This window comes from Brevibacillus soli (genome assembly GCF_044759095.2).
Lineage (GTDB): Bacteria > Bacillota > Bacilli > Brevibacillales > Brevibacillaceae > JBIYSM02.
The window spans coordinates 17,434-40,107 of the sequence record NZ_JBIYSM020000042.1 but is presented as its reverse complement, the minus strand read 5'-3'; the positions used below and the strand labels follow the sequence as shown (position 1 = coordinate 40,107).

Here is a 22,674-nt window from a genome sequence, read left to right as displayed (position 1 = left end):
CAGGTACTTCTTTTTTCCGTAGTCGCTGGGGATTTTCCTTTGTTTAAGGACATTATTTCATACACCAGAATTTATAAATTTGGACATCCCATACAGCCGCTAGAAAAGGGTTCGGGGCCCCGCCCGGCGAAAAAAGGGACCCCACTCGGCTCAGCGATAGCTACCGCCGAGTGGGGTGAGAATAGCTAATGCCGGGTGGGTTTTCTTCCTCAGATCAAAAACATGGCCACAATCGTGGTTACCAACAAACCGATCGCGACGGGATACAGGTTGCGCCGTGCCAGCTCGAACGGATCGACGCCGCAGATGGCCGCTGCCGGAATCAGCGCCCAGGGGATGATCGTGCCGCCGCCTACCCAGATCGCCGCCACCTGGCCCAAGGCCGTCAGTGTAGCAGCTCCCGTGCCGAGAGCGGTAGCAAACAGCTGTGCGAGCGAGCCCGCGAGCGTAATGCCAGAGAAGCCGGAACCGTCAAGACCCGTAATCACCCCGACCGCTGTCAACGTCAGGGCGGCCACTTCTTTGCTGAGTGGAATCGTGTGGGCCAGAGCGACCCCCAGATCGTTGACAATGCCGTTGGAGCCGGTTGGAAGCACTTCCCCGAACACCTTCACAAACCCGCTGTCGCCCATGTAGAAAAAGGCTGCGATGGGGATTACCGGACCAAACACTTTAAATCCGAACTGGAACCCTTTGATCAGGTTGGTTGTCACCTGCTCAAGGGCAGCGCTCTTATGTCCGATCAAGGTGATGAGCAGGAGAATCAGCAGAGAAGTTCCGCCAACCAGCGCAGTCGCGTCGCCGCCTTTCAGGTCAAACGAAAACATCGCCATGACGTCCAGTAGAAAGAGCACAGGAACCAGTGCCGCCAGCCAGGTGCGAGCTGTCTCAGAGATGGCAACGCGCGCTTCCGACGGCTGTACTTCGTGAGTAGCCGCCACTTCCTGATTCACACTGAGCAGACCGCTCTTCATATCCTTGCGCAAGTACCAGAACGCGGTGACGGTCGTCACCAACCCCATTACGATGACGAGCGGTACGCTTGCAAAGATCACATCTTCGACAGGGATACCCGCCGCTTTCGCAGTCAAGGTGGGAGCGCCCTGGATGATGAAGTCACCTGACAGGGCGATCCCGTGGCCAAACAGGTTCATTGCAACGGCTACTCCCAGAGCGGGCAGACCCACGCGCAGCGCAACGGGCAGCATCACGGCCCCGATCAGAGCGACGGCAGGAGACGGCCAGAAAAACCAGGAGATCACCATCATCACAATCCCGATTACCCAGTACGCCAATGCAGGGGTTCGCACCAGCCTGGTCATCGGGCGAATCATCGTCTCATTTACGCCCGTTTCGGTCAGGACGTGGCTCATCGCCACAATAATACAAATCACGAGAATCGTAGGTAAAAGTTCGGTGATGGCATAGATGAAGCTGCCAAATATACCTCCCACGGAAGCGGTGATGGAACCGGTCGCCGTGAGACCGAGGAAAGAGATGCCCAAAATGCTTACCAGGCTTGTATCACGCCGCATGATCATCATGCCGATGATCAGGAGTACAAACAGGACGTATACGCCATGCAGCCATACAAGATCAACACCCATGTCTCCCATCCTCCTTTGTCTCGTGTTGCAAGGGATGACCCTTGCTTCACAGTATGCGGAGGGAGGAGCATGGGTGAAAGCGGATACACCCTATGAAAGTTTGCTGTGATGCAGCACGCGCCACACTTCCCACATCAGGTGGTGGGTCACGTGATCAAGCTCCTCCGTGCGGTTGAGGATCTTGTAGATGCGTTCCATCAGGGAGTTGTATTCTTCTTCGGACAACTGAAGCTGAGGCATTTCCCATCCTCCTACGATCAATTTATCCCCATTTTTCCCATCAGACGAGCCTTCCTAATCAGTTCGCCAGGTAGAATTGCATAGCCTGTTTCTTTCAAACTAGATTGCAAGCCCTATTTTTCCCGGAATAACCGACATCTACATACATGAGCATAGCACTACATTAAAAAATGTTAAAAAATAGTAAATGGAATAAAAATAAAGACTTGTCCTACTTCCGCACTATCGCCTGAGACTGATGAAGGAGGTCTGAAGAACGTCGTATTTCCAGATATTGTCTCGAGGTAAGTTCTGGAAATCTGTCTTCAGGCAGGGATAAAATTCCATCTTTCAGCATGTTTATTCGACATATTTTGACGGTATAGTGAGAGTGCAAGCAGCATACAGAGGCAAACCTGTCGAAAGTCAGGGACGCAAAGCCACGGGTCTACGTCCAGTCATTCTACCTGAGCAGCTGGATAAGACAGCCGGGTTGCCCTCCAATATTCGCTTGCAAACACATATCAAAAGGAGGAAAAAGTATGGAAATCGTAAAGCGCATGTTTGTCGAGGAAGAGGGACAAGGAATGGTGGAGTATGGTCTGATTATCGGCCTGATTGCCATTCTTCTGATCGGCGGCCTTACTGCAATGCGAGGCGGTTTGGAAAACATCTTTGGCGACATCGGCACCACCCTTACGAATACAAACGCTCCGTAGGAATGAAGTTGGTTGCCCTGACAGAGTTCATGGATCGAATGGTGTGGGAAGAAGACGGACAAGGCCTGGTGGAATACAGCCTGACCATCTTTTTGATCGCCATTGTTCTGGTTAGTTCGCTCAGTCAAGTACAAGTCAGTCTTTCGACAATTTACACAAGAATCCTGGAAGCATTCAACGAAACAAATCAAGGTACATCAGTCAGCCCGACGAACTAATCAATTATTCGTACCCTAATCGAGAAAGTCCTACTCCGCTGGGGTAGGGCTTTCCTATATCCTGATGCCTGGTAAAGAAGGAGCGGTTCTGCATGACGATAGGCATTGATCTGATGGTCTTATTACCTCTCCTGTTCGTTGCCATGTGGCTTGATCTCCGGTACCGACGAATTCCCAACTGGCTTACGTTTTCCGGTATCCTGTCCGCTTTTCTTGTTCACGGGCTGGAAAAAGGGACCGCCGGTTTGCTTCCAACTGCAATCGGATTTGTCGCAGGAGTACTCATTCTCCTCATTCCCTTTGCCAAAGGCGGCATGGGGGCGGGAGACGTAAAACTGCTCGCGATGATCGGCGCTTGGATGGGGGTTCAGTTCCTTTTTCCTGCCTGTTTGTGGATGGGTATGGTCGGGCTTTTTCTATCATTATACGCGATTTGGCGCGAGCGAATCTGGAGACTGGCCTTGTACGGATTGTCGTTGAAAGGTGTCACAACAGGTGTAAAAGTGCCATATGGAATCGCGATCGGCCTCGGTACCTTGATCGAGATTGGCAGAAACGTCTGGAAGTCGGGAGGCGGGGCGTTGTGATTCGCGATGAAAAAGGGTCCGCCCTGGTTGAGATGGCGTTGGTGATGCCCATTCTCCTGCTGCTTTTGTGCGGCATTGTGGAATTTGGGAGGGTGTTTCACGCATACATCGTTGTTCAGCAAGCTGCGCGAGATGCGGTCCGTTACGCAAGTCTGGGCAGCAGTAACGACGTTTTGCAATCCGTGATTGAACAGGACATGACGTCTCTTGATGTAACACGCATGCGTTATGAAGTGCGGCCAAGCGAAAGCGAGAGGACGGCCGGAGAAACGGTCACCGTTGACATTACCTACGATCACGCGCTGTTAATACCCTATCTGCGCGGAGTGATCCCGGATACCATATCGCTGAACTCCGAGATTTCCATGCGAATGGAGTAGGAGGATGGAACGAGAATGAAAAAGATTGGGTATCGATTGCTTCGTGAGGAAAACGGCAATGTCAGCCTGATCGTGGCAGGGGGAATGGTTGTTTTTTTATTGTTCCTTGCTCTCGTCGCTGACGTCGGCATGTTATACGTACGGCAGCAAAAGCTGCAAAATGCGTTGGATGCTGGCGTGTTGGCCGGCATTCAGAAAATCATCTACTCGAAGGCGGAAGCGGAAGAGACGGCACGATTCTATGTGCAATCAAACGGCGCGGGCTCGTTTGGTGTGGAGGCAGATCCTGCGAAGCTAACGATTTCCGCAGACGGAGAAGAGACGGTATCGCTTTCGTTTGCCAAGATCATGGGAGTGAACGCATCCCATGTCCGGGCGGACGCAAAAGCACGAGCGGGGACAACGGTAGCGATGACAGGATTGGTGCCGATCGGCGTACCCGATCAGACGTTTAAGTACGGTCAGCTTTATGAACTAAGTGAAGAAGCGGGAGAGGGCTACTCGGGTAATTACGGCTTCCTGGATCTTGGCGGCGGAGGAGCGAGTGCTCTGACGAATAATATTCGCTACGGGTACGAAGGAGAGATTGAAGTTGGAGACAAAATTCCTACCAAAACAGGAATTAATCACGGTCCTGTAAAAGGGGCGATTCAATTCCGAATGGATCAAGATATAGACAGATCCGAGTGCCAATCCTATCAAACCGCCGACCGCAGCTGCCATAGAATCATGTTCCTTCCGGTCATTGACTCCCTCGATGTCAACGGCAAAAAACCAGTCACCGTCTTGGGTTTTGCTGCTTTTTTTCTGGAAGGAACAGAGGGAAGCGGCGGAGACATGATCATTACAGGCAGGTTTTTACGCATGGTAACTCCGGGAGAGCTCGGGTCAGGGAAAAATTACGGCGTTTACTCAGTAAAATTAACGGAATAACCGAGGTGAAGCCATGAAACGAAAGGGAAGCCTGCTGATCATATCCATCTTGTGTGCGATGGTAACCACCTATTTGATCTACATGTTTTTGCAGCAAAAAGTGAAGGAAGCAAGTCCCAAGGAAACCACACGCACCGTTATCGTAGCAGCGACCACCATTCCGCCGCACACGATCATTACCGACAAGATGGTGAAGCCGGTACAGGTCCACTGGAAAAGCATACATTCCGATGCCGTAACAGATATGTCGGGAGTTGTTGGAATGGTCAGCTTGCAAACATTTGTCGAAGATGAGGTCATCTTACGGCCAAAAGTGGCCAAGGTCCAGGGTTCCAACCTGTTCGCCATGCAAATTCCCGACGGGCTTAGAGCCATGAGCATTTCGTACTCCAATGTCAAAGGAGCAGGTGGTTTGATTGTGCCGGGAGATCGCGTGGACGTGCTGGTAGCGTATACGGCAGAAGATTTAAAAATTTCTCAGGACATCGTCAAAGTGACTCTGCAAAACATCCCGGTACTGGCGGTGGGAAAAGTTCACGAGGAACCCATTGATCAAAAACCTCAAAGTCAACAGTCAGAAGGCAAAGACGACGCCAAAAAATCGGCAGAGGACGGCAAGAAGGAACAGGGGGGCTCCACCATCACGCTTGCCGTTACGCCATCGCAAGCGGAATCACTTGGCTTTGCTGAATCGTATGGTGAAATCCGCCTTCTGCTGCGGGCCCCGCAGGACAAGAAAAACGTGAATACGTTTGGCGTTCAGACGAATACAGCCTTAATGCGATAGGAGGGGAGTCAGTTGCCGGCGATTCGTGTATTGTTAGTGGATGACTCAGCTGAGACGAGAACCAACCTGAATAAGCTGCTCTCCTTCGAAGATGAAATTGAAGTGGTCGGCGAGGCCGAAAACGGCGCGGATGCTTTGGAAAAGACGTTGAAATTGCATCCTGACGTCGTTTTGATGGACATCAACATGCCGGTATTGGACGGATTGAAGGCGACGGAGAAGATCTCGCTCGTTTCCCCGAAAACGGCAGTCATCATGGTCTCTGTCCAGGACGACCCGGACTACTTGCGAAAAGCCATGATGGCCGGAGCGAAAGAGTTTCTGGTAAAACCGGTATCCTCCGAGCAGCTTGTCGCCACCATACTGGACGTGTACACCTTGGAGGTAAAGCGGCGTTCACGCAGAGAAACGACGTTTCTGGAGGATCATTTTGTCAATAAACCAAAAGCCCTTTGTCTGGTCAGTGCCAAGGGAGGAGTCGGGAAAACCACCATGGCGACCAATTTGGCAACAGTCCTTGCACAGCAAGGCAGGAAGGTGGCTCTCTTGGACTTTGATCTGCCGTACGGTGATACAGCGCTCATGTTGTCTGCAAAGACGGCTGCAAAGAATCTGTATGATCTTGTTGTCGACACCAACGAGATTGACAGCGAGGTGTTGATCAACTTTTTCGAAAAACTGGAGAGCGGTCTTTATCTCTTAAAGGCGCCTGCAAAGCCGGAACACGGAGAGGCGATCGCGCCCAAACATATCAATCAAATCCTGACCATCTGCAAGGAGATGTTCGAATGGATTATCGTGGATACAGCGGCGCAATTGAACGACATCTTTTTTACCGTCGTTGAGCAGTGCGATTTGCATATGGTGGTGTCGACGCCAAATCTGGCTGTAGCCAAGAACAACCGGCGCATGCTTGATGTGCTCCAGACACTCTCCTACGACATGCAAGAATGGACGTTTTTGTTAAACCGGGCTCATTCCCAAACCGGAATCAGACAGCGTGATGTCGAACAGATCCTCGGCAGAAACGTTGACTTCGAGGTGGGAAATGACTTCTCGTTCGTCGATCGGGCTGCGAACGAAGGGATCCCATTCGTTTTGAAGTCCCCCTCCCACCGGCTCTCCAAACAAGTGCGCTACATCGCCGAGCGTTTGGTAGGAGATGAATCGCGACGTCAGTTCAAAGGTCGGAAGCGGTTCGTCCCGCTGCTTAGATTGCTCAGGATCAGTCGATAGAATCATGTGGAGGAGGCAATACCATGTCGTTGATGCGTCGATTAGAAAAACAGCGGGGAAGGGCAGAGCAAATGGAACCGGTGACTCCGCTTCCATCTTCTTCCCACGCAACAGCGAATCCGCCCGCTATCGAGACCAACCCCAATCCGTTTTCGGAGTTAAAGACCAAACTCCATAACCGTCTGGTCTCTGAGGTGTTCAGCAAAAAGGGAGAGATGGACAACGTATCGCTGGAAGCGGAGATTTCCCTGCTGCTTGCCGAAGAGAGCGTGCCCATGACCCGTACGGAGAAACAGCGGTTTATTGAAGAGATGATTGCTGAAATTCAGGGCTTCGGACCGATCGATCCGCTGCTGAAGGACCCGGCGATTTCCGAAGTGATGGTCAACTCGCCTCACCTGATTTACGTGGAAAGAGGGGGAAAACTGGAACGAAGCCACGTCCAGTTTCGCGACAACGAACACGTCATGCGCATTATTGAAAAAATCGTCTCACCGCTTGGTCGCAGAATTGACGAGAGCTCACCCATGGTAGACGCGCGCTTGCCGGACGGATCACGTGTCAATGCGATCATCCCTCCGCTCGCTCTCAAAGGGCCGTGCATCACCATTCGAAAATTTTCCAAAGATCCGTTTACCATCGACGACCTCATCCGGTTTGGCACCTTGACAGAAGAAATGGCGATGTTTTTAAGGGCATGCGTCGAGGCCCGTCTGAACATTGTCGTCTCCGGCGGTACCGGCTCTGGTAAAACCACCACGCTCAACGTGCTTTCCTCGTTCATTCCCTCTGATGAACGAATCGTAACCATTGAGGATGCCGCAGAGCTGCAGCTGCGTCAGGAGCACGTGATCACACTGGAGACGAGAGCGGCCAACATCGAAGGAAAAGGGGCCATCACCATGCGCGATCTGGTAAAAAACTCGCTGCGGATGCGTCCTGACCGGATTGTCGTCGGTGAGGTTCGCTCCGGAGAAGCGTTGGACATGCTTCAGGCAATGAATACAGGGCATGACGGATCGCTCACCACCGGCCACGCCAACAGTCCGCGGGACATGCTTCGCCGGTTGGAAGTGATGGTGCTGATGGCCGGCATGGACTTGCCGGTACGGGCCATTCGGGAACAGATCGCTTCTGCTGTTGACCTGATCGTCCAGCAATCCCGTTTAAAAGACGGCAGCCGGAAAATTACGCATATCACTGAGGTAATGGGGATGGAAGGAGAGCAGATCACGCTGCAAGACATCTTCCTTTTTGAAGAAAAAGGTAGAAATGAACAAGGGCGGGTAATCGGTCGACAGACTCCTACCGGTATTGTGCCTTCTTTTATCGAAAAGTTGCAGGTCGCCGGCTTCAACATTCAGCACGACTGGTTTCATCCAAGGAGGGGATGGGCTTGATTTCACTCCTTTGGATCGGTCTTTTCCTTTCGTTGTCATTTGCCTTTTTCATCTTAACATGGGGTCTGGTAATTGGGCCCGCCCGTATCCGCGAGCGTGTAAGGCAGTTGCGGCAGGATGATGGATTTCGCCCATCTCCCGTTCCAGGACCCGTCTCCACGGTTTCACGCACAGAGAAGCACGGAAAACGGAAATACCTGCTCTCGATTGTGAAGGAAAGGTTTCTCACGCTGTTTGAAGGAAATCAAGGAACCCGTTTCAGCAAGCAGTTTCAGGAGCAGCTGAGGCTGGCCGGCATGCAGATTACTGCGGAGGAGATGGGTGCTGTCTTGCTCGTCTGCTTTTTCGTTCCGCTTGTCGGCGGATTTCTGCTGGGACATTTTTTTCTGGGTGGATGTATTGGCATCCTTTGCGCCACATTACCTCTTCTTTATGTGAAAATCCAGCAGCGTAAGAGAATCAACAAGTTTAATCGTCAGCTCAATGAAATGCTGACGATCACGTCAAACTCGTTAAAATCCGGCTACTCGTTCCTGCAAGCCGTTCAAACCATAGCCAGTGAAATGCCGGCGCCGATCAGCGAAGAGTTCAGTCGGGTGATACGGGAAGTAAATATGGGGCTTCCGCTGGAGGACTCCATGCAAAGGTTGAATCAGCGAGTAAAAAGCCAGGATTTTGACTTGATTACGACGGCCATTCTGATCCAACGGCAGATTGGCGGTAATCTGTCGGAAATTCTGGACAACATTGGACAAACGATTCGGGAACGTGTGCGCATTCAGGGTGAAATCAAGGCCCTGACGGCACAAGGGAGGTTTTCCGCTTTGATCTTCATGGGGTTGCCTCCAGGTGTTTGCTTCATGATTTACCTGATGAATCCCGGCTATATTCAGCTGTTGTTCAGTCATCCGCTGGGGATTGCCATGCTGGTAGCAGCAGTCATCGGGCAAACGATTGGATTCATGTTTATTCGGAAAATCGTGGCGATCGAGGTATAAACGGAAGGGAGTGGTGTTTTTGCTGCTTCTTCAGTGGCTGCTGTTTTTGGTGTTATGGGTTGGATTTTATCAATTGTCTAGTATGGTACTCGGCAGCAGCTTGCACATCCGGTCACGGGTAGCCCAGTTGACGGTACAGAGTGAGGAAGAGGACGAAGAAGAGAAGCACTCGTTTTACCAGCGGGTATTGAAACCCATCTATTTGCAGGTAGGCCGCAAACTCTCGGTGATCACGCCTATCCGCTGGAAAGCCCATCTGCAGATTCAGCTGCGTCATGCCGGCTCTCCGTTTGGCTTGACCGTGAATGAGTGGATCGTTTGGAACGCAATCATGTTGATCATCTGTGTGGGAGCAGCCTTTTTGCTGATGCCAAAGCTTGTCGGAATTGCCAAGGTGACAACTTTGTTGGCACTGGCCGTACTTGGCCTGTTTTTGCCCCACTTTTACCTGCGTCGCAAGATCGACCAGCGTCAACTGACGATCCGTAAAGGTCTGCCGGATTTGCTCGACCTGCTTACTGTCAGCGTAGAAGCAGGGCTCGGTTTTGACCAGGCAATGGGAAAAGTGGTGGAAAAGACGACGGGACCCCTTGCGGAAGAATTTCGTTTGACCCTGCAGGAAGTACAAATGGGGAAAAGCCGCCGGGAAGCCCTCCGCGATCTCGGTTTGCGCACAGGTGTGGAAGGTGTCATCAATTTTACGAATGCACTTGTTCAGGCGGATAAATTGGGTGTAAGCCTCGGCAATGTGCTTCGCGTACAGTCAGAGGACATGCGGCGAAAGCGACGGCAAGAAGCAGAGGAAAAGGCAATGAAAGCTCCAATCAAGCTGCTGTTCCCATTGATTTTCTTTATTTTCCCTTCCTTGTTCATCATCATTTTGGGACCGGCGGCGATCAATATCATGAACGTATTTATCAAGTAGTAGCGGGGGAGGTTTCAGATGAATCTGCAGATTTCCTTGTACAACGAGTCAAAAGAGGCGTTCCTCGCCATGCGTGTGACGCAAGCACGCACGTTTTGGCAGCGTCTGAAAGGCTGGATCGGAAAACGCTCATGCAGGGCTGGCGAGGGACTTCTGCTTACCCCGTGCCGAAGTGTGCATACCTGGTTCATGTCCGTTCCGATCGACGTCATCTACCTTGATCAGGATCTGCGCGTTGTAGGTATTGCCGAACGTGTGAAGCCTTTTCAGTTTCCCAAGTCTGTTCGTCGGGCGAGCTCAGTTCTTGAACTGCCGGCAGGGACGGTTGCGCATAGTGGAGTCGGGATTTTTGATCAGCTGCGGATCGTCCTGAAAGAGGCGGTTGAATAACAAAAAAAGTAGGTCCACCTTTGAGTGAGGCCTACTTTTTTTCATGCATGAATGATTTATCCGACGCGGGAAAGCATGCTTTTTCCAAATTCCAATTCCTGAAATTTCTGGTAAACGCGGTCAGGATCGTAGTTCCATTTCGCATCCTCGATGGAAAACGATACCGGAACGTCTCGGAAAATGGTAGCCAGTTTTTGGCTCAGGTAGACCTGATTGCGATGCTCTTCCAGTTTGGCGCGCATTTTTGGCGTGCATTTGTCCAGATTGGTGTAAATGCCGTCCAGACTGCCGTGTTCCACGATCAGTTTCAATGCCGTTTTTTCGCCAATGCCGGGGCAGCCTGGGATACAGTCGGACGGGTCGCCCTGCAGTGCCTTGACGTCGACCACTTGTTCTGGTGTAATTCCACGCAGTTCCTTCAAACTGGCCGGCGTGTAATGCTCGTGCTTGCCGCCGTTTTTCAAAATCTTGACGCTGACCAGATCGGAGACAAGCTGGAGGCTGTCGTAGTCACCAGTCGCAATGACGACCTGATGGCCTTCCGCCGAGAGACGAGTGCTCAGCGTCCCCAGAATGTCATCCCCTTCGTAGCCGGGAAGTCCTACGTTCGGAACCGAGAAGGCGTCAGTCACTTCCTTGACGAGATCGAACTGGGGAACCAGTTCTTCAGGCGGAGCCACCCGGTTTGATTTGTAGCCATCATACCACTGGCTCCGCACCAGTGTCTCCCGTGCGGCTACGTCCCAGCCGACGGCAACGTGCGTGGGTCGAACCAGGTCCGCATAATCCAGCATCATTTTGGTGAAACCATATACGGCGTTGGTATATACACCTGATGCCGTTTGCCGGTATCCGCCCGCCCAGGCGGACGCGTAGAAGGCCCGAAAGAGAAAGCTCATCCCGTCGATCAACAGGATTTTCTGATTGTCATTCACAGCGAATAAACTCCCCTCAAATCCATTATCCCTGTCCCATTATAGCACAAAGCCGTCCTGAAGCTTTGTCATAAATTACAAGGGGTTTCCGGTGTATTGATCAACGCAAACGAGGGATGATAGTAACACAACAGCAACAGAATCCAACGTCGAACAGCCACCCCGCAATCAAGACGGATTTTCGCAGCAATCTGCGAATTAACAAAAGGCCTAGTTCTCAGACTGCTGCTAATATCCACATTAGCAGCAAAAAACATCAAGGGAGTTGACAAGACATGGCTAACAACCAAGGCGGTACCAACAATTTGCTGGTTCCTCAAGCTAACCAAGCTCTCGACCAACTGAAGTACGAGATCGCTGCTGAGTTTGGTGTAAACCTCGGCCCAGACACTACCTCCCGTCAAAACGGATCTGTCGGTGGAGAAATTACCAAGCGTCTGGTAAGCTTCGCTGAACAACAACTGTCTCGCTAAGCCGCAACTAAATAACTGGATGACGGAAACCCCTGCAAGTCAGGGGTTTCCTATTTGCGTTTCGCCCTTTTTTCCCGGCGTGGTTAAACACACAATCACATTCGCGGACTAGTCATATGGTGTATATTGTCAGGTAAATATCTCGTGTCCTGAGAAAGGAGTGGGATAAAGCGATGAGGAAGAAGGAGGTAAAGCGGCTGTTAAAGCAGCATCCGGAATTTGAAGCATGGCTGCTTCAGGATTCCTCCCGTATCTCCGCCATACGTGCCAATCCTGCCGCGGCAGGTGATTGGTTCAAACGCTGGAATGAACGGAAAAACAGGGTGCCGATTGATTTTGACAGCCTTACACAAAAGACCAAACGTGCCAATGACATGCTGACGAACGTACAATCGATCATGGAAATGATGGCCGACTACAACAAGAAACGGATGGAGTAGGGAGAAGGCTTGGTATTCAAGCCTTCTTTTTCTTTTTTCTTTCTCCCTGTCATTTGTTATACTGGAAAAAGGGAGGGAACTGCATGTGGAACTCGATTGTCAACCTTTTGTTGATCACTGGCGTCGTATCACTGTTATCCGGGACTCACGCTTATGGCAAAGAGGCGGAAGGGGCAACCATTACATCTTACCTCGTAAAGCCGTCGTCGTCGCTTGTCGTCTCTCCGCAGCGCACGTATCCGGGGGATGCGATTCTCATCCGCAGCAAACAGGCGCAATCGGTCACGCTGTTCCAAAAGACGTACCCGCTTCAACTTCTCGGCGGCGAGTACGTCCGTTTTATTCCCATACCGTTCGATACCAAGCCGGGTCAATACGTCGTCCAATCAACTGACAAAAAGTGGCGGACCGCTGTGACGGTTTCGCCGAAGAAGTTTGCCGTCGACTCCATTACGGTAAGCAATCAGATGAACAGCATGCGGCAGAATACTGCACGTATTGCAGCTGACCAAAAGAAGATCAACCTGGCCCGTTCTCAATCGGCAAAGACGCCTTATTTCCAGGATCCTTTTTTGTGGCCGGCACAGGGACGGCTGACCACTCCATACGGCTATCAGCGAGTCGTCAACGGCAAACCGGCCAATCGACACACCGCGATCGATATCGCCAACAAAGAGGGTACGCCCATCGTGTCAAGCAATCATGGAAAAGTGGCATTGGCCGACACTTTGTATTTAACAGGCAATACGGTAATGATTGACCACGGTCTTAATCTCTTCTCGATTTATGCGCACATGTCCAAAATGGACGTAAAACCGGGGCAGCTGGTCAAGCGAGGACAGCAGATCGGCAAAATAGGAACGACGGGATTTTCCACCGGTCCGCATTTGCATTACGGAATGCTGATCGGGAATACCTATATCAACCCTGCTCCGTTTTTTGAATCGTCCCCATTATTATGGAAGTAATGTGGAGGTTTGCCTCAGATGAACACAACAAATGTACCGAAAAAGGTGCTAAACAACATGGTTCACTTTTTGGCACCGTATGAACAGGCAGTTGAAGAATTGAAGCTGAAACTAAAAGGGATCAAATACGGGTTTGTCAAAACGGGCCGATACTCTCCCATCGAATTCGTGGTGGGTCGTGTAAAGAAGGTCGAAAGCCTGTTAAAAAAAGCGCGGGAAAAAGGCATCGACTTCCATCTCGACACCTGGCAGCAAGAAGTGGCCAGGGAGATTACGGATATCGCCGGGCTCCGCGTGGTCTGCCGCTACATTGACGACGTGCTGGAAGTGCAGCAGCTGCTGCAGGAGCGGGAGGATATCATGGTCCACGATATAAAAGACTATATTGCCAATCCGAAAGATTCCGGCTACCGCAGCATTCACATGATCGTGTCGTACACGGTGTATCACGGCAGCGAAAAACGGACGCTGTTTTGCGAAATTCAAATTCGTACACTGGGTATGAACTTCTGGGCAACCAATGAGCATGAGCTGCGATACAAGTACGCGGGAAACATGCCGGAAAACGTGCTGCAGCAGCTGAACGAAGCGTCAGTCATTACTCATCAGCTGGACATCCTAATGAACAACCTGCGTCAGGAGATTTTGACACCCAATCAGGTGGACACGACATTGGAAGAAAAGTTGGAAGAGATATTCTCGCTGTATGTGAAACAAGATTTGGAATCGGCTGCCGCTTTGTATCGCGAGCATGTCAGCGGATTTGAAGAGGCGTTTCAGGACAACCCTAAGTTTAAGATGATTTACGACCTGTTGGGCAAGCGCCTGAGTTAAGGTTTTCATGCTGCATTTGACAGCTTTGAAAAGAAGGAAAGGATATTTGTACACCTATGAGATTTTTTCTTACACTTATACTTCTTTTAACAAACACGCTGTTTGGTTGGGGTTCCGGATCTGTATCCGCACAGGCTTCAGATGAACTGACGGCTGCCGCGATCAACGGGGAGTCCGCCATTTTGATTGACGGTACGACAGGACAGGTTCTGTTTCAAAAAAATCCTCATGTTACGCTGTACCCTGCGAGTATCACCAAAATTGCAACCGGGATCTACGCCATTGAGAACGGCAATCCCGACGATATTGTCACGGTCTCAAAAAAAGCCCGATACGAAGACGGGACACGAGTGTATCTCGGCGAGGGAGAGCAGGTTTCCTTGAAGAAGCTGGAATACGGTCTGTTGATGCATTCCGGAAACGACGCTGCCACTGCCATAGCCGAGCACCTGGCGGGCACCACGGAAAAGTTTGCGGAAAGATTAAATGAGTATCTGGCAGAAAAGGTAGGGGTAACGGAAACTCATTTTGCCAATGCTCATGGGCTGCATGATCCCAACCATTACACGACGGCTGCCGATATGGCAAAAATTGCGCAGTATGCGATGAAAAACCCGATATTCCGTGAAATTGTCGCCACCAAGCGACTGCCCTGGGACGGGCGGGAGTGGAAATCGGAGCTGATTAACCACAACAAAATGTTATGGCGTTACGAAGGGGCCACCGGTATCAAAAACGGATTTACCGATGAGGCCCGACATACTCTGGTCGTTTCCGCCAAGCGCGGCGGGAGCGAATTCATTGCCGTCACGATGAAAGCAAGCTCCAGTGCTCTTGCTTACCAAGACGTGACGCAAATGCTGGACTACGGATTCGCTCATTACGAAACCAGGCAGGTGGCGAAAGCCGGGGACAGATTCACATTGGCTACGGCTGCGGCCAGTGAGCGACGGGAGGAGTTTACCGCACCATCCGATCTGTTTGTCACCGTCCCCATTGGATCCGAACCACAGATCGAGGTAACGCCGCAAGGAATGCTCCGGGTTCAGGCAGGCACCTTCACACAGGAGTTTTCCCTGAAACGAAAAGAACAGCCGGAAATACCCGCACGCCTTCTTGCCATTTCTTCTTCCGATCAGACCGGATCCGAGTCACAGACGGCTCGGTACGCCATTCTCTTTACCTGGCTGCTTCTGAATATCATGCTGGTGTTCTATGTGGTTGCCCGAGCCAAAAAGCGTCGCCGCTCAACCTCTCATCAGGATTGGCGCCGACGGGTTGGGTAAATGTCATTCATACTCAAGAAAACCCACCCGGCATTAGCTAACGCTTCGCCGGGCGGGGCCCCGAACACTTTTCTAGCGGCTGTATGGGATGTCCAAATTTATAAATTCTTATACACTCAAAAAAGACGTCTTCCCTGGAAGGCGTCTTTTTGTCGTGCATGGAACCCTTCATCCCGACAAACACTGTAGGAGAAAGGAATGAGAGTGAAAAGAGAGGGAAAACGTGTGAGCATCGACATCATTTGTACCATCGGCCCCGCCAGTCATTCAGTGGAGACACTGAAAGAGCTGATCCAAAGCGGCATGACGATCGCCCGTCTGAACATGTCGCACGGAGATCATCTAAGCCATAAGCAGGGAATCCGCAACATCCGGCAGGCTGCCGGTGAAACGGGGAAAAAGGTAAAAATCCTGGGAGATGTTCAGGGACCCAAAATTCGCCTCGGGGAAGTTGCCGGAGAAGGAGTAGTGCTTACTGAGGGAGACCCTTTCATCCTGCATACCAAGCCGGTTGTGGGCAGCCAGCATGAAGCAAGCGTTGATTACGCAGGGATCGTCCACGATGTGAAACCGGGCGCCCGCGTGCTGATCAACGACGGGGAAGTAAAGCTCTTGATCGAACAGGTGACAAAAGACTCACTGCTGACCCGTGTGTTGGTTGGGGGAATGATTTCCAGTCACAAAGGTGTGAACATCCCGGGGGCTTCCATTTGTCTGCCGGCACTTACGGAGAAAGACCAAAACGATCTGCGTTTTCTGTTGTTGGAAAAGGTGGATATGATCGCGTGCTCGTTCATACGTGTGGCTCGCCATATGGAAGAAATTCGCCGGTTTGCCGGTGTGGCGCGCGGCCATGCGCCCTGGTTTATCGCCAAGATTGAAACCATGGACGGGCTGCGTAACTTTTCGCAGATTCTCGACGCTTCGGACGGAATCATGATCGCCCGCGGAGATTTGGGCGTGGAAGTACCCTATACCTGGGTGCCGCTGCTGCAAAAAGCCATGATCAAGGAGTGCCGGCGGAACGATTCGTACTGCATTACGGCAACCCAGATGCTGCAATCCATGACGGAGCACCCTGTCCCCACACGCGCAGAAGTAACCGATGTGTTTCAAGCGGTATTGGACGGCACCCATGCCGTTATGCTTTCGGCTGAAAGCGCATCCGGACGATACCCCGTACAAAGTACCGAAACATTGAACACGGTCTCCTCGTTCGCCGAGCGCGTCGCGGGTGATAAGCCGTTTGACCTGGTCGACATAATGAACTTGCTCAAGTCCGAGGCGGAAGTGGTACAATAAAGGGTAAACAGTTGGATAGAGGAGAAACAGTCATGCAAGTGAAAGACATGGTGTCCCCGGTTCCATTTCACCTGCGGCCTTCTGATACGATTGCCACGGCAGTCCGCTACATGCTTGAGACAAAATTTACCGTATTGCCCGTACAGGACAGCGAGCTGGTAGGGGTGTTTACCAACAGCATCCTGTACCGGCTGATTCTCGCGGGTGTCTCCCTTGATGAACCGCTGGAACCCTATCTCAAGCAGGATTTGATTACCATTCCTTCGGACACTCCGTACGAAGAAATAGAGGAACTGGTACGAAACAGCGATGTGGGAACGGGCATCGTTGTCGATCCGGACAAGCGCGTAGTGGGTCTCTTGACCAAAACGGACATAGTGATGTTTTTGCTGCGATCTTCGACACTGCTGCGTGAACAGCTGGAGACGCTGCTGCAGTCGATAACCGCAGGGACCCTGATGCTGGATCAAGAGCGGCGCATTCTCTACGCGAATTCCGCTTTTGCCCGGATTACGGGAACGGATGCGGGAATTCTGGCTTCCAAAAGCTTGAACGAGATGTTACCCGAACTGGATGCCGAGATTCCCTCCCCCCATGACGGCGATCCTTTTGTTTCGAAACGCGTATTGCTGAATGGAACGCCATTACTGGCTCAGATCTGCGCATTTTCCATGTTGGGCGGGGAAACGGGAATCATCGTCGTGTTCCAGGAATTGACGGAGTTGGAGGCCATCGCAGAAGAGCTGGAGTCCGTAAAAAAGTGGCGAAATCGACTCCACACCGTTTTGGAACATGCCTATGACGGGGTCGTCCTGGTCGATGAGCAGGGGATGATTCAATTTGTCTCCCAAGGATTGTCGGAATTTTTCCGCATCGATCAACAGCAGCTGATTCATCAGCCGATCTCGCGTGTGCTTCCCCAGCTGGATGTAAGCGGCACACTGGAATCCGGACTCTCCGACATGAGTCCTCCCATGGAGATGAACGGGATCCCGTACATTCTGAAGCGGATTCCGATCAGGGCGGGCGACCAGGTCATCGGCGCCGTCGGCCAGGTCATGTTCCGACAGTTGAAGGAATTGGCAGAGATGGCCAAACGTATCCATCTGCTGGAAAGTCAAGTGGCGTACTATCGGGAAGAGCTGAAAAAGCAAATTCCGGTCAAATATGGCTTGGGCAGCATCACAACCAACGATCCGGCCATGCTCCGTCTGAAGCGTACTGCCAGCCAGGCGGCAAAAGGGCGCTCCACCATTTTGATCCGAGGTGAGAGCGGCACGGGTAAGGAACTGTTCGCTCATGCGATCCACGCCGAAAGCGGCAGACGAAACGGTCCGTTTATCAGCGTAAACTGCGCAGCCATTCCGGAGCACTTGCTGGAATCCGAGTTTTTTGGTTACGCTCCTGGCGCTTTTACCGGAGCAGAACGAAGCGGCAAGCCTGGCAAGTTTGATCTGGCAAACGGGGGGACGCTTTTCCTGGACGAAATTGGGGACATGTCCCCCGGACTGCAGGCGAAGCTCTTGCGTGTGCTGGAAGAAAGGGAGTTTTACCGAGTGGGAGGTACGGAGCGCATACAGGTGGATGTGCGAATTTTGGCCGCCACGCATCAGTCCTTGGAAGATCTGGTTGCCCGGGGAGTGTTTCGGGAAGACCTGTTCTACCGATTGAACGTAATCTCACTTGACATCCCGCCGCTGCGAGAACGCGGGGGCGACATTCTGCTGTTGGCCAGACAATTCGTGCAAGAATTGCAACTTGAGCATGGCACCGCTGTTCGTGAACTGGACCCGCAAGTGGAACAGGCTCTGTTGACCTATCATTGGCCGGGGAACGTGCGAGAGCTTCGCAACTGCATCGAACGAGCCTTGACGTTTGCGGAGGACGGATGGATTCGCCTTTCTGACTTGCCGTCAAGCTTACGTTCTGGGAGTCATGCGCGGATCGAACATAAACGGGCTGGGAACGATTCGGGTGCGACGTGGAAACATAAAAGGGAACAGGAAGAACGGGAAATGATTATTCGTATACTGGAGACATGTGCAGACAACAAGAGCCATGCAGCCAAACAGTTGGGGATGAGCCGCTCGACACTATACGAAAAGTTGAAAAAATACAATCTGTCATAAATCGTACAAAAAGTGTCCGAAAATCGGATGCTTTTTTGTTTTGTTTTCGTACACTTCAGGATGTCATGCCTGCTTACACCTCCTTTATTACGTATGGCACGGCATTTGCTATAGATAGGATTTTATTTTGCAATGAGCAACAGTTGGGAGGGATACCATGCGGGCTCGTTACGTAAAGCAAGAACATCATCTGTTGCGGGACTCGTTCCGCAAGTTTTTGGAAAAGGAAGTGAAGCCGTTCTTTGAGCAGTGGGAGGAAGAACGGCTGATCCCTCGTTCGTTCTGGAAGAAGCTGGGGGACAACGGTTATCTCTGCCCGTGGGTCGACGAGCAGTACGGCGGACTGGGAGCGGATTTTGCCTATTCCGTGGTGATCACCGAAGAGCTGGAACGAATCGGTTCCGGTCTGCTCGGAGTCAGCCTGCACAATGACATCGTGGTGCCGTACATCTCCTCGTTCGGTACGGAGGAACAGAAACAACGTTGGCTGCCCGGGTGCATCAGCGGCGATATCATCACGGCGATCGCCATGACAGAACCGGGTACGGGATCTGACCTGGCCAATATTCGCACGACGGCCATCCCCGATGGAGAGTGCTACGTTGTAAACGGTCAGAAGACATTTATCTCCAACGGGATTCTTGCCAATCTGGTGGTGGTTGCGGTCAAGACCGACCCGCATGCCAAACCTGCGCACAAAGGTGTGAGCTTGCTCGTAATGGAAGACGGAACTCCAGGATTCTCACGCGGACGCAAGTTAAACAAGGTTGGGCTGCACAGCCAGGATACGGCGGAGCTCATTTTTGAAGACTGCCGGGTGCCGAAAGCCAATCTTCTGGGGCAGGAAGGAAACGGCTTCCGGTATTTGATGGAAAAGCTGCAACAGGAGAGACTGATGGTTGCCATCATGGCGCAGGTTAGCGCAGAAGAGATGCTGGCACAGACCATTCCCTACATTCAATCCCGGCAGGCGTTTGGTCAGCCGATCAGCTCGTTTCAGCACACCCAGTTTACCGTAGCCGAGATGGCAACGGAGATAGAGCTCGGGCGTGCCTTTCTCGATCAGCTGATCGAGTCCCACATGGCAGGAGATAACGTCGTTACACAGGTCTCCATGGCAAAGTGGTGGATAACAGAGATGGCCAAGAGGATCGCCGGCCAATGTATGCAGCTGCACGGCGGCTACGGCTACATGGAAGAGTATCCGATCGCACGCCGCTACCGTGATATTCCGGTATCAGCCATATATGCCGGCACCAATGAAATCATGAAATCGATCATCGCCAAAAACATGGGGCTGTAAGCTCTTGACAGGAGGGATCACGTGATGAACATTCAACGCGCAGCCGTAATCGGTTCCGGTTTAATGGGATCCGGCATTGCCCAATCCATCGCGCAGGGAGGCTATTCGGTTGCACTCTACGACATCTCGGAAACGGCCCTGCAGCGTTCCCTGCAGTCTATTGAAAAAAGCCTCCTGCGTTTTGTAAAAGCAGGGCAGTTGACGGAAGGGACAGTGGAACAGATCCTCGGACAAATCGAAACGTATCATGATCTGTCCGAGGCATGCGCCGATGTGCAGCTCGTTATCGAAGCAGTGCCGGAAAATCTGGATCTGAAAAAGCAGATTTTCGCCCAGCTGGATGATTACGCACCGGCTCACTGCATTTTGGCCACCAACACCTCGGAGTTGAGCGTGACGGCCATTGCTTCGGCAACCCGCCGTCCGCAAGCCGTTCTCGGTATGCATTGGTTTAATCCGGCCCCGATCATGCGCTTGATCGAACTGGTGAAAGCAACCGACACATCCGATGAAGCGCTGCAAGCGGTGGAGCAGTTTTCCCATGCGATTGGCAAGGAAACGGTTGTCGTTCGCGACGCACAAGGTTTTGTGACGACTCGGGCCTTGGCTGCTCACATTTTGGAAGGTATGCGCATCTTAGAAGAAAACATTGCCTCGCGTGAAGATATTGACAAGGCCATTCGCCTCGGCTTGAACTATCCGATGGGGCCGCTTGAACTGGCCGATTTGTGCGGTCTGGATACCTTGTTGTTCGCCTCCGAAGGGCTGGTTGAGGCGTATGGAGATCGTTTTCGCCCCCCGCAAATCCTGCGGAAGCTCGTCGAGGCAGGTCATCACGGAAAGAAGACTGGCAAGGGATTTTACAGCTACGAGAAAAAGTAGAGGGGGAGAGGGAATGAGAGAGGCTGTGATTGTCTCTGCCGTGCGTACACCGGTCGGCAGGCGAAAAGGCGTCTTCCGCAACATCCATCCGGTGGAGCTGGCTGCTGTTGCTCTTCGTGAAGTGACGGAGCGGGTGGCTGTGGAAAAAGGGTTCATCGATGATATTGTCATGGGCTGCGTCACCCCGATTGGCGAGCAGGGCTACAACATTGGACGGTTGGCGGCGCTCCGAGCCGGATTTCCCGTTGAAGTGCCGGCTGTAACCATCAACCGCATGTGCGGATCAGGACAGCAGGCACTGCATTTTGCCGTGCAAGAGGTCAAGTCGGGCGATATGGACGTCACGATCGCTGCCGGTGTGGAAAGCATGACGCGTGTTCCCATGCTGAGCGACGGAGGAGATCAGACGATTCCGCCTGCTTTGGCCAGTCAGTATGAATTTGTTCATCAGGGAATCTCTGCTGAACTGATTGCGAAAAAGTGGGATCTTTCACGAGAGGAACTGGACGCGTACGCATACGAAAGCCATCGCCGAGCCCTGCAGGCCATCTCCCTAGGCAAGTTTTCTGAGGAGATCGTACCTGTGACGGGACACGATGCAGAGGGAAACGAGATCAACGTGTATGTGGATGAAGGCCCCCGAGCGGATACGTCTTTGCAACGTCTGGGCGCACTGCAGCCCGTATTTCGCCAGGACGGTGTCATCACGGCCGGAAACGCCAGCCAGATGAGCGACGGAGCCGCAGCCGTTCTGGTCATGGCGGAGGAGAGGGCGGCGCAGTTGGAAGTAAAACCAAGAGCCCGCATCGTCAGTCAGGCAGTGGTCGGGTCCGATCCGACGATGATGCTCGATGGCGTCATCCCCGCGACGAGAAAGGCTCTGAAGCGAGCAGGGCTGAATATCGCCGATATCGATCTGGTAGAGATCAATGAAGCATTTGCTCCCGTCGTTCTGGCCTGGCAAAAAGCGCTGGAAGCCGACCTGTCCAAAGTAAATGTAAACGGGGGAGCCATTGCTCTGGGACATCCGCTGGGAGCAACCGGTGCCAAGCTGATCACATCGCTTCTGCATGAACTGGAACGGAGAAATGGCCGCTACGGGCTGTTGACCATCTGTATCGGCCATGGACAATCGACCGCAACCATTATCGAACGGATTTAGAAGGGAAGTAAAAAAAGCTTCTGTCGAAGCCCCTTTCGTAGAAGCTGGTTCTTCCCTAGAGGAAGCTTTTTATACGTTCCGGAAAGTTTAATACACTGATGCGTTAACGCTGTAGCAAACTTAAACTTTCCTACACGATAAGAAAACCCAGCCGACGTAAGCGATCGCTGGTGTCGGCTGGGGCCCCGAACACTTTTCTAGTGGCTGTATAGGATGTCCAATTTTAAAAATTCTTTTCTACGAACAAAGAGCGTCCGAGAAAAAGGACGCTCTTTTATGTGGTTGTTTGGTTTTTCGATTCCTGGAGGAACTTGGCCAGCCGGTTTAGGGTTTCTTCGTATTTTGGTTTGAGGGGAGAGGTGATTTTTCCTGGAATTGGTTTCACTTTCATCATCTCCTGTTTGTTGTCCTGCTTCCATCATAACTGGAAATAAATGGAATGTAAATATATTTTTTAATTTTATTTAAAAATAATATGCTTATAGTGAATAAATCAATTTATTTTGCTTTCCCGTGATTTTGCGTTACTATATCGTAGTAGGGAAATTACAGGAAGAAAAG

25 protein-coding genes and 1 riboswitch are annotated in these 22,674 nt (G+C 51.8%); of the genes, 22 read left to right on the top strand and 3 right to left on the bottom strand.

Annotation, left to right across the window (positions count from 1 at the left end):
• The coding region (locus ACE99V_RS16380) for a hypothetical protein (protein WP_400492297.1) at nt 1-189 on the top strand (189 nt) is incomplete at its 5' end.
• A 20-nt stretch (nt 190-209) separates the two neighbouring features.
• Here ACE99V_RS16380 and ACE99V_RS16375 read toward each other — a convergent pair.
• Both ACE99V_RS16375 and ACE99V_RS16370 read right to left on the bottom strand, forming a co-directional pair.
• A complete protein-coding gene (locus ACE99V_RS16375) occupies nt 210-1,607 on the bottom strand; it encodes a hypothetical protein (protein WP_400492296.1) in 1,398 nt (465 codons plus the stop codon).
• A gap of 90 nt (nt 1,608-1,697) precedes the next feature.
• A complete protein-coding gene (locus tag ACE99V_RS16370) occupies nt 1,698-1,847 on the bottom strand; it encodes a hypothetical protein (protein WP_400492295.1) in 150 nt (49 codons plus the stop codon).
• A 378-nt stretch (nt 1,848-2,225) separates the two neighbouring features.
• Nucleotides 2,226-2,327, top strand: a riboswitch (cyclic di-GMP riboswitch).
• A 41-nt stretch (nt 2,328-2,368) separates the two neighbouring features.
• Here ACE99V_RS16370 and ACE99V_RS16365 point away from each other — a divergent pair.
• The 11 genes from ACE99V_RS16365 (at nt 2,369) to ACE99V_RS16315 (ending at nt 10,399) form a co-directional block, all read left to right on the top strand.
• The gene (locus ACE99V_RS16365; RefSeq protein WP_400492294.1) at nt 2,369-2,545 is read left to right on the top strand and encodes a Flp family type IVb pilin; all 177 of its coding nucleotides are present in this window, start codon (nt 2,369-2,371) and stop codon (nt 2,543-2,545) included.
• Nucleotides 2,546-2,547: 2 nt separating this feature from the next.
• The gene (locus tag ACE99V_RS16360; protein ID WP_420998576.1) at nt 2,548-2,763 is read left to right on the top strand and encodes a Flp family type IVb pilin; all 216 of its coding nucleotides are present in this window, start codon (nt 2,548-2,550) and stop codon (nt 2,761-2,763) included.
• Nucleotides 2,764-2,855: 92 nt separating this feature from the next.
• Nucleotides 2,856-3,350: an A24 family peptidase gene (locus tag ACE99V_RS16355; protein ID WP_400492292.1), complete on the top strand. Its 495-nt coding sequence runs from the start codon at nt 2,856-2,858 to the stop codon at nt 3,348-3,350.
• Nucleotides 3,347-3,730, top strand: a complete 384-nt coding sequence (locus ACE99V_RS16350) for a TadE family protein (protein WP_400492291.1) — start codon at nt 3,347-3,349, stop codon at nt 3,728-3,730. The genes ACE99V_RS16355 and ACE99V_RS16350 overlap by 4 nt, the downstream gene beginning before the upstream one ends.
• A 15-nt stretch (nt 3,731-3,745) precedes the next feature.
• Entirely contained in the window at nt 3,746-4,663 is a 918-nt protein-coding gene (locus tag ACE99V_RS16345) for a pilus assembly protein TadG-related protein (RefSeq protein ID WP_400492290.1), read from the top strand.
• A gap of 13 nt (nt 4,664-4,676) precedes the next feature.
• On the top strand, nt 4,677-5,450 hold the full coding sequence (cpaB, locus tag ACE99V_RS16340) for a Flp pilus assembly protein CpaB (RefSeq protein ID WP_400492289.1): 774 nt from the start codon (nt 4,677-4,679) through the stop codon (nt 5,448-5,450).
• Between the two features lie 12 nt (nt 5,451-5,462).
• Nucleotides 5,463-6,686, top strand: coding sequence for a CpaE/TadZ family protein (locus tag ACE99V_RS16335; protein WP_400492288.1), 1,224 nt, complete (start codon nt 5,463-5,465; stop codon nt 6,684-6,686).
• A gap of 23 nt (nt 6,687-6,709) precedes the next feature.
• On the top strand, nt 6,710-8,086 hold the full coding sequence (locus ACE99V_RS16330; protein WP_400492287.1) for a TadA family conjugal transfer-associated ATPase: 1,377 nt from the start codon (nt 6,710-6,712) through the stop codon (nt 8,084-8,086).
• Nucleotides 8,083-9,084: a type II secretion system F family protein gene (locus tag ACE99V_RS16325; protein WP_400492286.1), complete on the top strand. Its 1,002-nt coding sequence runs from the start codon at nt 8,083-8,085 to the stop codon at nt 9,082-9,084. The genes ACE99V_RS16330 and ACE99V_RS16325 overlap by 4 nt, the downstream gene beginning before the upstream one ends.
• Nucleotides 9,085-9,103: 19 nt before the next feature.
• On the top strand, nt 9,104-10,009 hold the full coding sequence (locus tag ACE99V_RS16320; protein WP_400492285.1) for a type II secretion system F family protein: 906 nt from the start codon (nt 9,104-9,106) through the stop codon (nt 10,007-10,009).
• A gap of 18 nt (nt 10,010-10,027) precedes the next feature.
• The gene (locus tag ACE99V_RS16315; protein WP_400492284.1) at nt 10,028-10,399 is read left to right on the top strand and encodes a DUF192 domain-containing protein; all 372 of its coding nucleotides are present in this window, start codon (nt 10,028-10,030) and stop codon (nt 10,397-10,399) included.
• Between the two features lie 56 nt (nt 10,400-10,455).
• Here ACE99V_RS16315 and ACE99V_RS16310 read toward each other — a convergent pair whose 3' ends face one another.
• A complete protein-coding gene (locus ACE99V_RS16310; RefSeq protein WP_400492283.1) occupies nt 10,456-11,334 on the bottom strand; it encodes a 5'-3' exonuclease in 879 nt (292 codons plus the stop codon).
• 275 nt (nt 11,335-11,609) lie between these two features.
• On the opposite strand from ACE99V_RS16310, the gene ACE99V_RS16305 reads away from it, so the two are divergent.
• The 10 genes from ACE99V_RS16305 (at nt 11,610) to ACE99V_RS16260 (ending at nt 22,113) form a co-directional block, all read left to right on the top strand.
• A complete protein-coding gene (locus tag ACE99V_RS16305; protein ID WP_400492282.1) occupies nt 11,610-11,807 on the top strand; it encodes an alpha/beta-type small acid-soluble spore protein in 198 nt (65 codons plus the stop codon).
• A gap of 173 nt (nt 11,808-11,980) precedes the next feature.
• Nucleotides 11,981-12,247, top strand: coding sequence for a hypothetical protein (locus ACE99V_RS16300; RefSeq protein ID WP_400492281.1), 267 nt, complete (start codon nt 11,981-11,983; stop codon nt 12,245-12,247).
• 83 nt (nt 12,248-12,330) lie between these two features.
• Nucleotides 12,331-13,215: a M23 family metallopeptidase gene (locus tag ACE99V_RS16295; protein ID WP_400492280.1), complete on the top strand. Its 885-nt coding sequence runs from the start codon at nt 12,331-12,333 to the stop codon at nt 13,213-13,215.
• 18 nt (nt 13,216-13,233) lie between these two features.
• Entirely contained in the window at nt 13,234-14,049 is an 816-nt protein-coding gene (locus ACE99V_RS16290) for a GTP pyrophosphokinase (protein WP_400492279.1), read from the top strand.
• A 56-nt stretch (nt 14,050-14,105) separates the two neighbouring features.
• Entirely contained in the window at nt 14,106-15,335 is a 1,230-nt protein-coding gene (locus ACE99V_RS16285; RefSeq protein ID WP_400492278.1) for a D-alanyl-D-alanine carboxypeptidase family protein, read from the top strand.
• Between the two features lie 225 nt (nt 15,336-15,560).
• The gene (pyk, locus tag ACE99V_RS16280; protein ID WP_400492300.1) at nt 15,561-16,637 is read left to right on the top strand and encodes a pyruvate kinase; all 1,077 of its coding nucleotides are present in this window, start codon (nt 15,561-15,563) and stop codon (nt 16,635-16,637) included.
• Between the two features lie 32 nt (nt 16,638-16,669).
• Nucleotides 16,670-18,766 (top strand): sigma 54-interacting transcriptional regulator, encoded by a 2,097-nt coding sequence (locus tag ACE99V_RS16275; protein WP_400492277.1) that lies wholly within the window; start codon nt 16,670-16,672, stop codon nt 18,764-18,766.
• 157 nt (nt 18,767-18,923) lie between these two features.
• Nucleotides 18,924-20,069, top strand: coding sequence for an acyl-CoA dehydrogenase family protein (locus ACE99V_RS16270; protein ID WP_400492276.1), 1,146 nt, complete (start codon nt 18,924-18,926; stop codon nt 20,067-20,069).
• A gap of 24 nt (nt 20,070-20,093) precedes the next feature.
• Complete coding sequence (locus tag ACE99V_RS16265) at nt 20,094-20,951, top strand: 3-hydroxyacyl-CoA dehydrogenase family protein (RefSeq protein WP_400492275.1); 858 nt, start codon at nt 20,094-20,096, stop codon at nt 20,949-20,951.
• Between the two features lie 13 nt (nt 20,952-20,964).
• The gene (locus tag ACE99V_RS16260; RefSeq protein ID WP_400492274.1) at nt 20,965-22,113 is read left to right on the top strand and encodes a thiolase family protein; all 1,149 of its coding nucleotides are present in this window, start codon (nt 20,965-20,967) and stop codon (nt 22,111-22,113) included.
• Nucleotides 22,114-22,674 lie beyond the last annotated feature (561 nt).